This window comes from Streptococcus mitis (assembly GCF_026782895.1).
Lineage (GTDB): Bacteria > Bacillota > Bacilli > Lactobacillales > Streptococcaceae > Streptococcus > Streptococcus mitis_CB.
On sequence record NZ_JAKUXJ010000004.1, the window covers coordinates 336,182 to 348,784 of the forward strand.

Annotated in this window: 14 protein-coding genes and 2 pseudogenes; all 16 read left to right on the forward strand. The window is 43.1% G+C overall.

Going from position 1 to position 12,603, the window contains the following annotated elements; all coding sequences use genetic code 11:
• The 16 genes and pseudogenes from MK480_RS05940 (at position 1) to MK480_RS06015 (ending at position 12,514) form a co-directional block, all read left to right on the forward strand.
• Positions 1–2,817, forward strand: a complete 2,817-nt coding sequence (locus MK480_RS05940) for a phage tail tape measure protein (RefSeq protein WP_268707344.1) — start codon at positions 1–3, stop codon at positions 2,815–2,817.
• Positions 2,814–3,536, forward strand: coding sequence for a phage tail protein (locus tag MK480_RS05945; RefSeq protein ID WP_268707345.1), 723 nt, complete (start codon positions 2,814–2,816; stop codon positions 3,534–3,536). Before MK480_RS05940 ends, MK480_RS05945 begins: the two co-directional genes overlap by 4 nt.
• On the forward strand, positions 3,536–5,374 hold the full coding sequence (locus MK480_RS05950; RefSeq protein ID WP_268707346.1) for a phage tail spike protein: 1,839 nt from the start codon (positions 3,536–3,538) through the stop codon (positions 5,372–5,374). The genes MK480_RS05945 and MK480_RS05950 overlap by 1 nt, the downstream gene beginning before the upstream one ends.
• The gene (locus MK480_RS10085) at positions 5,371–6,153 is read left to right on the forward strand and encodes a collagen-like protein (RefSeq protein WP_326845942.1); all 783 of its coding nucleotides are present in this window, start codon (positions 5,371–5,373) and stop codon (positions 6,151–6,153) included. Before MK480_RS05950 ends, MK480_RS10085 begins: the two co-directional genes overlap by 4 nt.
• 8 nt (positions 6,154–6,161) lie before the next feature.
• On the forward strand, positions 6,162–6,563 hold the full coding sequence (locus MK480_RS05960; RefSeq protein ID WP_268707347.1) for a hypothetical protein: 402 nt from the start codon (positions 6,162–6,164) through the stop codon (positions 6,561–6,563).
• A gap of 3 nt (positions 6,564–6,566) precedes the next feature.
• Positions 6,567–6,944, forward strand: a pseudogene (locus tag MK480_RS05965) (gp58-like family protein); the annotation flags it as partial.
• Between the two features lie 138 nt (positions 6,945–7,082).
• Positions 7,083–8,018, forward strand: a pseudogene (locus tag MK480_RS05970) (tail fiber domain-containing protein); the annotation flags it as partial.
• Positions 8,011–8,214, forward strand: coding sequence for a hypothetical protein (locus MK480_RS05975; protein WP_268707348.1), 204 nt, complete (start codon positions 8,011–8,013; stop codon positions 8,212–8,214). The pseudogene MK480_RS05970 and the gene MK480_RS05975, both read left to right, overlap by 8 nt.
• The gene (locus MK480_RS05980; protein WP_268707349.1) at positions 8,214–8,960 is read left to right on the forward strand and encodes a hypothetical protein; all 747 of its coding nucleotides are present in this window, start codon (positions 8,214–8,216) and stop codon (positions 8,958–8,960) included. The genes MK480_RS05975 and MK480_RS05980 overlap by 1 nt, the downstream gene beginning before the upstream one ends.
• A 12-nt stretch (positions 8,961–8,972) precedes the next feature.
• Positions 8,973–9,434 (forward strand): hypothetical protein, encoded by a 462-nt coding sequence (locus tag MK480_RS05985; protein ID WP_261184721.1) that lies wholly within the window; start codon positions 8,973–8,975, stop codon positions 9,432–9,434.
• Entirely contained in the window at positions 9,424–9,900 is a 477-nt protein-coding gene (locus MK480_RS05990; protein ID WP_268707350.1) for a hypothetical protein, read from the forward strand. The genes MK480_RS05985 and MK480_RS05990 overlap by 11 nt, the downstream gene beginning before the upstream one ends.
• 7 nt (positions 9,901–9,907) lie before the next feature.
• The gene (locus tag MK480_RS05995; RefSeq protein WP_268707351.1) at positions 9,908–10,228 is read left to right on the forward strand and encodes a hypothetical protein; all 321 of its coding nucleotides are present in this window, start codon (positions 9,908–9,910) and stop codon (positions 10,226–10,228) included.
• A gap of 5 nt (positions 10,229–10,233) precedes the next feature.
• Positions 10,234–10,950 carry a hypothetical protein gene (locus tag MK480_RS06000; RefSeq protein ID WP_268707352.1) on the forward strand — a complete coding sequence of 239 codons (717 nt, stop codon included), beginning with the start codon at positions 10,234–10,236 and terminating at the stop codon, positions 10,948–10,950.
• A 16-nt stretch (positions 10,951–10,966) separates the two neighbouring features.
• The gene (locus MK480_RS06005) at positions 10,967–11,224 is read left to right on the forward strand and encodes a phage holin (protein WP_223335847.1); all 258 of its coding nucleotides are present in this window, start codon (positions 10,967–10,969) and stop codon (positions 11,222–11,224) included.
• Between the two features lie 2 nt (positions 11,225–11,226).
• Positions 11,227–12,177: an N-acetylmuramoyl-L-alanine amidase gene (locus tag MK480_RS06010; RefSeq protein ID WP_261103745.1), complete on the forward strand. Its 951-nt coding sequence runs from the start codon at positions 11,227–11,229 to the stop codon at positions 12,175–12,177.
• Positions 12,178–12,358: 181 nt separating this feature from the next.
• Positions 12,359–12,514, forward strand: a complete 156-nt coding sequence (locus MK480_RS06015; protein WP_020903551.1) for a hypothetical protein — start codon at positions 12,359–12,361, stop codon at positions 12,512–12,514.
• Positions 12,515–12,603: the final 89 nt, after the last annotated feature.

Here is a 12,603-nt window from a genome sequence, read left to right on the forward strand (position 1 = left end):
ATGGCAGGAAATATCAAAGGGATAAAAATTGAAATCGATGGCGATACCCAGCCCTTACAAAAAGCGTTAAAAGGTGTCAATCAAGAATCTGCTAACGCAACAAAAGAGCTGAAACAAATTGATAATGCTTTAAAGTTTGATACTGGGAATGTTACCTTACTAACCCAAAAACAAGAAGTCTTACAGAAGCAAGTTGGAACCACTCGGGAAAAACTAGAAACCTTAAGACAAGCTCAATCTCAAGTTGAAGAACAGTTCAAAAAAGGAGATATTGGCGCAGATCAGTATCGTGCTTTCCAGCGTGAAGTAGAAGTGACTCAAAATCTCCTAAAAGGATATGAGGGAAAACTAGCTAGTGTCAATCAAGCTCTTGAGGGTAATGGGAATGCAACCAAGAATAACCAAACCCAACTGAAAGAATTGCAGAATGAGCAGAAACTACTTGCCAGCGAATCTGAAAAAGTCGTTAGTTCGTTTAAGCTACAAGAAAGCCAGATGGGTTCCAACGCTAGTGAAGCTGACAAATTGACATTGGCTGAAAAGAAGATTGGTGCACAGTCCGAAATTGTCGCTCGCCAAATTGAAAACCTTGAGAAGCAATTAGAAATCACTAAAAAAGAATATGGTGAAAACTCAGCCGAAGCTAACAAGATGGAAGCAGAGCTGAATCAAGCTAAGACTGCTTTTAACAATCTCAACGATGAGATGAAGGGGACTAAGTCTGTAGCAGATAGCGCACAAGAAAGCTTGGGTGAGATAGCTAAAGCTGCAAGAGCTGAACTGCTCCAACAGTTTAGTGAGAAATTGGGTGATATTTCAGAAAAACTTGTTGACGTTGGGAAAGAAGCTATTGAAGCTGCTGCTTCAATGCAAGCAAGTAATGCCCAATTTAGTACAGTTTTTGGGGATATGGAAGGTCAAGCTAGAGAGGCTCTTAATAATATTGGGAAAGAAATGTCTATTGTACCAGAACGATTACAAGGAAGTTTCACCCAAATGGCCTCCTTTGCAAAAACATCTGGTCTAGATACAGCTCAAGCCTTAGATTTATCTACTAGGGCAACTAAGGCAGCGGCAGATGGTGCTGCTTTTTATGACAAATCTATTGAAAGTGTTACTGAGAGCCTTCAATCATTTCTTAAAGGAAATTTTGCCAACGATGCGGCTTTGGGGATATCTGCAACAGAAACAACTCGTAATGCGGCAGCAAATAAACTGTACGGCAAGTCATTCAAGGATTTGAGCGAAGCGCAAAAGCAATTAACTTTGCTTCAAATGGTTGAAGACGGGAATGAACTTTCTGGGGCACTTGGTCAAGCTGCAAGAGAATCTGACGGCTTAGAAAACGTCATGGGGAATCTAAAACAATCTGGAACTAATGCCTTGGCTGCATTAGGTCAACCTCTTTTGGAAATGTTGATTCCTGTGTTTCAAGCTTTAGGAGACATTATAAAAGGTGTGGCAGATTGGTTTGGTACTTTGCCTGGCCCGATTAAAGAATTTATAGTAATCATAGGAGCTGTGGTTACCGCTGTAGGATTTTTAGCGCCTATATTCTTATCCCTGCAAGCTATATTTACAACGTCTATAGGCGCTATGATAACTGCCGCTCTACCAATCATTGGGACAGCAGCTGCAATAGCGGCCGCAGTGGCAGCGGTCGTTGTCATTTTGAAATACTTATGGGAAACGAATGAAGGATTCCGCAACGCTGTAACAGCTGTGTGGGAGGCTATTTCATCCGTTATCAGTACTGTTGTAGGTGAAATTTCAAATTTCATCATGAGTATTTTTGGAACGGTTGTAACTTGGTGGACTGAAAACCAAGAACTAATCCGTTCAATTACGGATGCTGTCTGGACTAGCATTTCCGCTATCATTAGCGCTGTTATGACTGTTATAGGTCCTCTTATAGAGGGAGAGTGGAATAATATTCAGATTATCACCTCTACAGTTTGGGAAGTGATTAAAACGGTAGTTGAGACAGCTATTAACGTTGTTTTGGGTATTATCAAGGCAGTGATGCAGATCATTACTGGTGACTGGTCGGGCGCTTGGGAAACCATCAAGAGTGTTGGAGAAACAATCTGGAATGGGATTGCAAGTGTCATTGGGACTATCTTTAATGGCATAGCGCAGCTATTGTCTAACATCTGGAACACCATCTCAACGGTTGCATCAACTATTTGGAATGGTATCAAGTCCACTCTTTCAGGAATATTTGATGGTATTTCAAGTTCGGTCTCGAGTGTCTTTAACGGTATAAGAGATACGATTAGCAATATCTGGAATAGTATTCAATCAACCGCAAGTAGCATTTGGAACGGTATTAAAGATACAATCGGGAATGCTATTAACGGGGCTAAGGATTTAGTTGGTAGTGCAATTGAAGCTATTAAGGGATTCTTTAACTTTGAATTTAGATGGCCTCACATCCCTCTACCACACTTTAGTATCACAGGCTCTCTTAATCCAGTTGACTGGTTGAGTAACGGGTTGCCAAGCATTGGCGTAGAGTGGTATGCCAAGGGTGGTATCTTGACCAAGCCGACTGTTTTTGGTTCAAACGGAAATAGTCTTATGGTTGGTGGAGAGGCTGGGAACGAGGCTGTCTTACCACTAAACGAACGAACCTTGGGAGCTATCGGTCGTGGAATAGCCCAAACAATGGGAGGTCTGTCTCCTGTTATCAATGTCAGCATTAGCGGAAATAACATCAGTGAAGAGATGGATATCAATCGCATTGCTGATGTTGTCGCTCAAAAGATTGCGGATGAACTGCAACGGAAAACACAACTTAGAGGAGGAATCGCATGATCAAACATAATGAATTGGTGATTGATGGTGTAGCAACCTCCTCTTTTCCTTTTGATGTCATTGTAGAAGAAGCGCCATCCATCGTGATTGCCAATAGTAAGACAAAACTATGGGAGCATGACGGTATTAGCGGAGCTATCCTACAAACCAATCATCATAGAGGGATGGTTGAAAAATCCTACACACTTCACTTAGTAAAACCAAAGGAAGAGGACTTGAACCGTTTCTTGGCTCTCTTTGCCAGGGAAAACTTTTGGCTTGAAAGTGAACGTGTCAAAACCACTAAGATGTGGTGTTACAAGGTAAAAATTTCCGAGACTACTAGAAATCGTGCAGGATATTATGCGCTCAAAGTAACATTTGAGTGTCATCCTACAAAATTTTTTAAAGCTACGGACAATCAGACCTTCTCAAGAAGTGGCACTTTAAGAACCAAGGGCTCTGCTTTGGCTTTTCCGACAATTACCATAACTGGTCAGAGTACGACTGAGGTTAGTTTCACAGTGGACAGACAGGTCATCCGCTTAGAAAGACTATCTGGAAAAGCTATCATGGTAAATAACCCAAACAATCCTAGTTTCTTGGACGGAACAGGTTCCAGAATTAAGTGGACAGGGGATTTTATCACGATTGACCCTATCAAAAAACAAGATGTTGGGATTGTCTTAGGTGCTGGTATCAGTTCCATGACGATTGAAACTGTGTGGGGGTGGGCGTAATGCTATATTTGCTTGAAAGTGATACTCGTAACGTTAAATGGAACGGTATTCCACTGCATGAAGCGACTTCAGCAATTATCAAAGAGCAAATGAACGGGGATTTTACCCTTACTGTTCGCTACCCTATCACGGACTCTGAGATTTATCAATTTTTCCGTGAAGATATGTTGATAAAGGCACCAGCGCCTGTGATTGGTCCGCAGTTGTTCCGCATCAAAAAACCAGTAGAGAATGATGATCATTTAGAAATCACTGCTTATCATATCACTGATGATGTCATGCAGCGGTCTATCAATCCTCTGTCTGTCAACAAGCAGAGTTGTTGGCAGGCTCTTTCTCAATTGGTACAAGTCGCTAAGTCTCCTATCAATGATTTTTCATTTACCAGTGATATCACAGACAGGAGAACCATCAACACAAAAGAAGTAGAAACACTCTACAGCGTATTAATGGATGGCGCTCACTCAATTGTGGGAACATGGGAAGGAGAGATGGTTCGGGACAATTTCGCTATCTCAATTAAGCGAAATCGAGGAGAGGACAGAGGTGTTATCATCTCTACCCACAAAAACCTAAAATCCTATCAACGAACCAAAAACTCACAAAATATTGTTACTCGGATCCATGCTAAGTCTACATTTAAGGCAGAGGGTGCCAAGGAAGACACAACGATTGCCATAACAGTTGATAGTCCCTTAATTGGTGCCTACCCTTACATCAACGAAAGAAGTTATAGCAATAACAACATTCAGACCGTTGATGAGTTGACAAAGTGGGCTAGCGCTAAATTTACTAACGAACACATAGATAAGGCTACAGATGCCATTAAGATTGAAGCCTATGAACTTGATGGGCAAACTGTTCACATGGGCGATACGGTTAATCTGAAAAGCTATAAGCATAATGTGGACGTTTATAAGAAAGCAATTGCCTATGAGTATGACTGTTTAGCAAACAATGGACAGGGAGCCTATCTAACCATTACCTTTGATGACAAAGTGAAATCAGGAGGGAATGGTGGTGGAGTATCAGCAGTAGCAAACGCAATCTTGGACAAGCAAGAAACAAAATTTGACATCATGCTGGAACGTGCGATCGCCAACGCTGATCGTGCCTTTGATGCTGAATTTGCCAAGCGTGAGAAAACTATCACGGATGCCATCGAGCAGTACAAGGCTAAGGCCGAAGAATTTGGCGCTAAAATCCATGAAGAAATGGAAAAAGAGCGTCCTGAGTTCGTGAAGCGAATCCGTGAGGAGCTGATGAGTGGTGCGGACTCAATCGCTGAACTGAGTAAGAAACTGGAACAGGTCAGCGAGACTGCAAGGGTTAATGCTAGCCTTATTGGTGGGGACGGAAATACCCAGTACAACAAGAACCGCTTGAATGGTGGCACGGCTAAGAAAATTAGCTATGGAACGGATTTCGTGGAGGTCGGCCACAATGGAGAAGGCTTTGAACTTGGTAAGCAGTACGTCATCAGCTGGTCAGCAACCTGTACGCCTTATAGTAAGACAGATGTGACTGTGGTAGTCAATAAGAATCCGTTTTATGGCGGACACGTCCATTTAGCGCCTGCTAATTCAGTCATGCCAGCGATTGACAAAGACCTTGTTCAGAAAGAGGAGCAGGTCTTGGCGGTCTACTACGGTGCCTATCGTCTGACTTTCTCAGGGGACTGGTATCAAGATTTAGAGCAGTCTGTAACTGTTGACAATCAGACAAGACGGATTGAACTAGCGCCAGTCTATAAGACGATTGCTGATGGACAAAATGCTAGATATGACGGAAGTTGGAACGAGAGTCCAACTTTTATTTTTGATGGAGGAAGAACATGACGGAAACAATCCCAATAAGGGTACAGCACAAGCGCATGTCAGCGAGTGATTGGGCAAGTAGCAATCTGGTCTTGCTAGATGGCGAGTTAGGCGTCGAGAGTGATACAGGCAAGGTCAAGGTCGGAAATGGCCGTGACCGTTTCTCAGCCTTGCAGTATCTAACAGGTCCTAAAGGCGACCGTGGAGAACGTGGAGAAACAGGACCACAAGGCGCAGACGGTGTTATGCGATTCGAGGACTTGACGAGTCAACAGAGAGAGGGCTTGCGAGGAGATAACGGTCATAGCTTAAATGCGAATGTGCGTATCGAGGGAAGCTATCGAAACGGTGCAACCAGTCAGTTAAATCTGATCGCGGATGTCTACTATGACGGGACTCGGTTAACTAGTGGCTATACTGTTGATTATTACTACCGTGGTTTTGGGAATAATAACTGGCAAAGCTTGCTGAGCCAAACGCCTGACGCGAACGGTAAGTTTGGCCAGTGGAATGCTTCTCAGCGTTCAGGAGGTTGGCTTGAGGTCTACATCGTTATAACGTACAACGGCATTAAAGCAGCTGCTAGCACACGACTTGATAATGTTAGCGACGGTGCAACAGGTCCAGCTGGTGCACGAGGCGCTGACGGCGCTAGAGGCGCAGATGGAGCGCCTGGCCAAAACATCATCAATCAGAACGGTGGGCAACCAATGAAATATTGGTCTGGTACAAGGTCTCAATATGACGCGATTGCCAACAAAGATAGTAATACTATCTATGACATTTATAGTAATTCGTAGGAGGTAGTATGGCTAGAGAAGGAATTTATGTAGGTGGGAAGGAAGTTGTTGAAAGATATATAGGAGATAAGCTAATTTGGAAAAAATACAGATTTCGAATTGTAAATACTTTGTCATTGACTATATTAAATATTAACTATCAGTCAGCTACTTTAGACTTTTACACTCGATTCTCGTATCGATATGTAGGATTAAACTCAGGGTACTACTATTTGAGGATAGAAGAAAAGTTCGTCAAAGTATATGCCTATAATTTATCAACACCTAATCCATCTTTTGTGTTTTTACTAGGTCAAAATGAAGATGCAGGAGTAGATGAAGCAAGCAAGCGTCAAGCTTTATCTAATTTGACACGACACTGGTTTAGAAATGATTATAAAGATATTGTTTTATATGACAGAATGAGGTAACACATGGATATTACCATTCAAAACGTTCGTTCGCCTGCTTTGGAGCATAACGGACGGTATTACAAGGTATTTCAGCCACGGACACGAGATGAACTGCTGAAGCTTCATCACATGGGCTGTGTGGGTGATACGGTGCTGACAGATATCCAGTTGGAGCAGGGAGATTTCCCGACTAACTTTGTGGAACCTACTGTCACGCAACGCACCTTGTCAGGTCTCTTCAAGGATATGCGTTCTATTGAACTGGAATTGAGAGATCCAAACAGCACTCTCTGGGGCAAAATCCAGCAGAATAATCAAGGGGCGCTGACTCAATTTTTTGACAAGAATGTCAAGAGTGCCATTGCGCAGACGGCCAAAGAAATTAGGCAGGAAGTGCGAGACGCTGCTAACAGTGCGAGAGTACAAGTGACGCCCGAAGGTGTGACTATCGGATCTACTACCTTGACTGGTGAGCAGTTAGCCTCTACCATTTCGACCAGTTCGAAAGGCGTTGACATTATCGCTCCGAAAGTCAGAGTAAAATCCGACATGATTGTGGATGGTGCGGTAACTGCCGGGAAGTTAGCAGCTGGGTCTGTGACTGCAGATACGATTAAAGCAGGAGCAGTTACAGGCGATAAAATCAGCGTAGATGATGCCTTAATCAAAAATCTGACCGCTAGGGATGCCTTAATTGACAAGTTGACATCTAAGGAAATCTTCACAACTAAGATTGAATCTGTTGTGTCTAGCTCAACCTTCTTACAAGCCTACCAAGGCGAAATTGGAGGTTTCACTTTGGGGCAGTTTGATAATGGAGGCGGTCGCTGGATTTCTGGTGTTAATCAATTCTCGGTCGGTATGGGGAATGGAGCTGGTGGCGGTACTAAGACAGCTTTCTGGGCCAATTGGGGCAATAACTGGAACCAAGCAGGACCGAACTCTTGGCATGTGGACACAGATGGGCAGATGTATTGTAAGAATACAGTTAGTTTTTATGGGAAAGTAGACTTTTCTGGCTCTACAAACGTTAATTTCTACAGTAAGATTAATGCTGCCAAAGGTATCTGGACAGGAAATGCAGATGTTTATGGTGCTGGGTCAAATCCAGCAGGAGGTGATAACGCCGTTTGTTGGTGGAATCAGATTACTACGGCAAAATGGCGCGGATACGCAGGTATCACTTCAAGCTCAGATAAGCGACTTAAAGAAAATATTAAAGAGAGTCCAGTTAATGCCTTGGATAAAATTCAAGCATTGAACATGGTCTCTTTTGATTTCATCGAGAGCCAGAAATATGAAGAGATTGGTTTGATTGCGCAGGAAGCCCAGAAGGTAGTCCCTGAAGCAATTGAAATAGATGAAACAACATCTTATCTGTCTATCAACTATTCAAAATTCGTACCCTACTTGCTGAAGGCTGTCCAAGAACTGGACCAGAAAATCAAAGAAATGGAGAACATACATGGATAATCACACAATCGACAAGCTAGTAGCTGAGTCGCTCGCTAACCGCTTGAAAGAAGGCGAATTGAATAGTGCGCATTTAGAGGCACACTATACGCTAGCTTTGGCTGAATTACAGGCTTTTAAAGCCGTACTGGAATATGACCCAGCGCTTAAAGAACTGTTCGAAGAAACACAAGCAAAAATGAAAGGAACTAACTAATGACTTACAAATTAACAGGAAGCCCAACCTTAAAAGGGGAAAAGAATGTCACAATCGTAACGATTGAGAAAGAAGAACCTGGTCGCTACAGCTATGAGCGTGTTGAATTGCCAGGTAATCGCACGAATGATAATGAAGAAGTGCTGATTCAAGCCGTTTTAGATTTTATTAGAACGGAACTTGATCCGACGAGCGCTCTTGTACAGGCTCAGGCTAAGTTAGAAGAAACTCACGTTAAGCTTCAAGAGAATGAACAGAAATTAGCACAAGCCGAAGCTAAGCAGACGGCCACAGACCAAGCAGTTAAACAGAACAAGACTGAAAGCGACCACTATGGCAAAGTTAGCTACGCATTAGTTTTAACGTTGATAACAGAAAAATTGCTTCAGTACGGAACAGCTTATAAAGTTTTAGTTGATTTAATTCAATCAGCTGAAGTAGGTAAACACTATATGCCAGGTGATTTGATTACCATCGAAGACCCAGAGCACGTTGAGTTGGATGGTGAAGGTAAGAGGGTTCTAGTACAACTTAACCGTGAATTTACTTATAATGGAGAGCCTGCAAGCGACTTTATTCGTAATGGACGTCTTGAACGTGATGGATATGGCGCAGCATGGAAGTACGAGCCTAAAGAACAAAATGAGCCTACGAATGTCGCACCAGTAGCTACAGTTTCTACGACAGCTACCGTGGCACCTACAACTGCAGAACCTCCTGCTACAACAGTTACACCTAACCAATAGTGGAGGTGCTTTATGGACGTCTTACAATCAACAGAGCATTTCTTCATGAACGTGCTACCAGTAGCTTCACCGATTATTATCGCTTGGCTTAGCTACAAACTGCCGAAGAAATCAAAGGAACAGACAGACCAAATCATTTCAGAGTTAAGTGAAGTCAAGAAACAAATCAAAGATGTCCAGATTACTACTGACGAGAACAACGCCAAAATTGACGAAGTACAGGCAAAGCTAAAACTACACGACGATGCGCATCTTGTAACGATGAGGACGCACCTCGATCGTGACATTCGTAGAGCTATCCGTCGTGGTTTTACAACTAAAGATGAGTTCTATGTAGTCGAAAACATGCACAACAGCTACAAGGCTTTGGGTGGTAATGGCTACATTGACCACTTGTACAACAATTTTGAGGCGTTGCAGATTAGAGACGACATCTTAGTCGAAGATGAGAAAGGGGCGCAGAATGGTCTGTAATCTAAATACGACCAATCTTGCTCAAGTTGATGGCGGTTACCTCATAAAACAGGGTGATGTGGCTTCTACCTTTGGATTTGTCCTCTTGAACGAAGATTATCGAGCCGTCCCCTCTCTTGATGGGGAGGTGGCGGTCGTTAGTCTGACCATGGGAAAGTACCAGTGGAAGAAGAAGGTAACTGTCACGAACTCAAGCGTGAATTTTAATCTGGACACTATCTTGCCAATTGGGAAATACCGCTTAGAGATTAGCGCTGGCGGATATATTTTCCCGAGTGACAAAGAAACCCACATCAAGATAGTGGCTTCAGATAAGGAATTGGTCACAGAAGAAGTCCATGCTCTAAAGGAGCTGGATATCGCTGAAGAAGTAAAAAAACAACTTGCAGGAAGAACTGCAAGTGAAGGTGGAGTATGTCAGGAGATTCCTGATTTGCTCACGTACTATAACTTAGGAAAGGTATAGAAGAATTATGGATACAAGTAAATTGATTGCATTCGCTTCTGCTGTGGGAGCGGATAACAAGACAATGATGCAGTTGATCAATACAAAAATTGACAGTGCTACGTTAACGCAAGCTATCGAACAAGCTAAAACAGCAGTGAAAGCTGAGATTTTAGGTGACGGCGTTCCTGAAAATCTTGACACACTGAAAGAGATTGCTACGGCGATCGCAGGCATGAGTGGCGATACTGAAGGCGCAGTTGTGCAAAAATTGGCTGACCTTGGCCGTCGTATTGATGAATTTGCAAACCTTGACTTGGTCGCAACGTATACTGCAGCGAAAGCGTGATTGTTATGAGCAATTTAGAGGAATTTGCTCAAGCGGTTGGCCGTGATGTGAAGGCTATTAACCAAAAACCTGAACCAAGGCTGACATTGACAGGAAATACCCTCGGCATCGCTGGGGGTAACAATGTCACTCTACCGCTACCAGATAACGTAGGCCGTGAAATCCGTGGTACAGGCTCACCAGAAGGTCGTATAACGGCTGAAATCGGAACTACCTATGTTGATGTCAATGTGACAAACGGCGCTCTCAAATGGATAAAAGAAAAAGGGAACGATAACACAGGCTGGCGTGTTCTAATCGGCGATACTGGCTGGAGAACGTTAAACAGTGTCTCTAGAGCAGGCAACTCGTTCATTAAAATCAGACGAGTAAACAATCTTGTTACTTATCAATTTGGTGGTCTTCAATGGGGTTGGTTTGGAGTAGGCAGACGAAATGGACCTGGATTTGCAAGGCACAATAGCAGTGGGGACAAAGGGGCTAAAGTGTTAGGTCCTGGTGGAATACCTGCAGGATTTAGGAGTGAGGCGTCACTGATTGGTGGAATTTATAATGACGCTGGGAAGCCGTATGGGATATGGTATCTCGGAGGAGTAACCGACTCAAACTTCATACAATTTACATTTAATGACCCTATCCCCACAGATAAAGATATTGGAGATATACGAGTAAGTGCTATCTCATACTTGACAGATGAGGCTTGGCCTACGCAATTACCATAAGAAAGGAAATTTAATAATGATTAACTGGAAAGTACGACTAAAAAATAAATTCTTTTGGCTGACTGCCATTCCAGCCCTCTTGCTTGTCTTGCAAGCTGGTGCAGCAGTCTTTGGATATCATCTGGATTTGGGTGATATCGGCAACAAGCTGATTTTGCTTGTTAATGCGGTCTTCGTATTCTTGACTGCTATCGGTTTGGTTAATGACCCAACTACAAGCGGAATCACAGACAGCACACGAGCACTAGACTATGAGAAACCAAGTGAGGAATAGGCATGGATATTGATACAAGTAGACTACGCACGGACTTGCCGATTGTTGGGTTTGAGCCTTTCCGTCAGGTTCATGCCCACTCAACAGGCAACCGAAACTCAACCGCTCAGAACGAGGCGGACTACCACTACAGAAAGGACCCTGGACTTGGGTTCTTTTCTCATGTCGTTGGAAACGGTCGTGTCATGCAAGTAGGCCCTGTAAACAAGGGAATGTGGGACGTTGGGGGCGGTTGGAATGCTGAGACCTATGCAGCAGTTGAATTGATTGAAAGCCATTCAACTAAAGAAGAGTTCATGACAGACTATCGTCTCTATATCGAATTGCTACGAAATCTAGCAGATGAAGCAGGTTTGCCGAAAACTCTTGATACAGACGACTTGGCAGGTATCAAAACTCATGAATACTGTACCAATAACCAGCCGGATAACAGTAGCGACCACGTTGACCCGTATCCTTATCTTGCGAAATGGGGTGTTAGCCGTGAACAATTTAAGCGAGATATTGAGAACGGCCTAGGCGCCGAAACAGGCTGGCAGAAGAACGATACAGGCTACTGGTATGTTAAAGAAGACGGCTCTTATCCAAAAGACAAGTTTGAGAAAATCAACGGAACCTGGTATTACTTCGACGGTTCAGGATACATGCTTGCAGACCGCTGGAAGAAGCACTCAGACGGCAACTGGTACTGGTTCGACAACTCAGGCGAAATGGCCACAGGCTGGAAAAAAATCGCTGAGAAGTGGTACTACTTCGACGTAGAAGGCGCCATGAAGACAGGATGGGTCAAGTACAAGGACACATGGTACTACCTCGACAGCAAAAACGGGTATATGGTATCTAATGAATTCGTCAGAGCAGGCCAAGGCTGGTACTACATCAAACCAGACGGAACAATGGCAGAAAAGCCAGAGTTCACAGTAGAACCAGATGGCTTGATTACGACGAAATAATTTCAAAAAATAAAATGAAAGGAAACTTTCTAAATTGTTCTTTCACCGCAGGCTCAGGCTTGCGGTTTTTTGTTTGCTCTGAAAGTAGTTTCAGAATGGGAAAAGTTTAAAATTCTTTGTTAAAACACTTGACTACCGCATTATAATGCGGTATAATAAATAATGTAAGGAGGTGATACAAATGGACAACCTAGACGAGTGGCTGGCAAGGGTCACAGTTGCGATAGGGATTGCAGTAGCAATCTCAAAAGAGAGTCGCTCTTGGTACAAAGTACTAAAAGAGCAAAATAAAAAAGCGAAAATCGCTCCCAAGTTTACCAGACGCAGGAAGAGATAATCGCTAAAGGGTAAGAGAGCGAAAGCTCTCCTTACCTTTCATTGTATAAGAAAGTTAGAGAAAAATCAAGATGAAAATTATTTTATTTG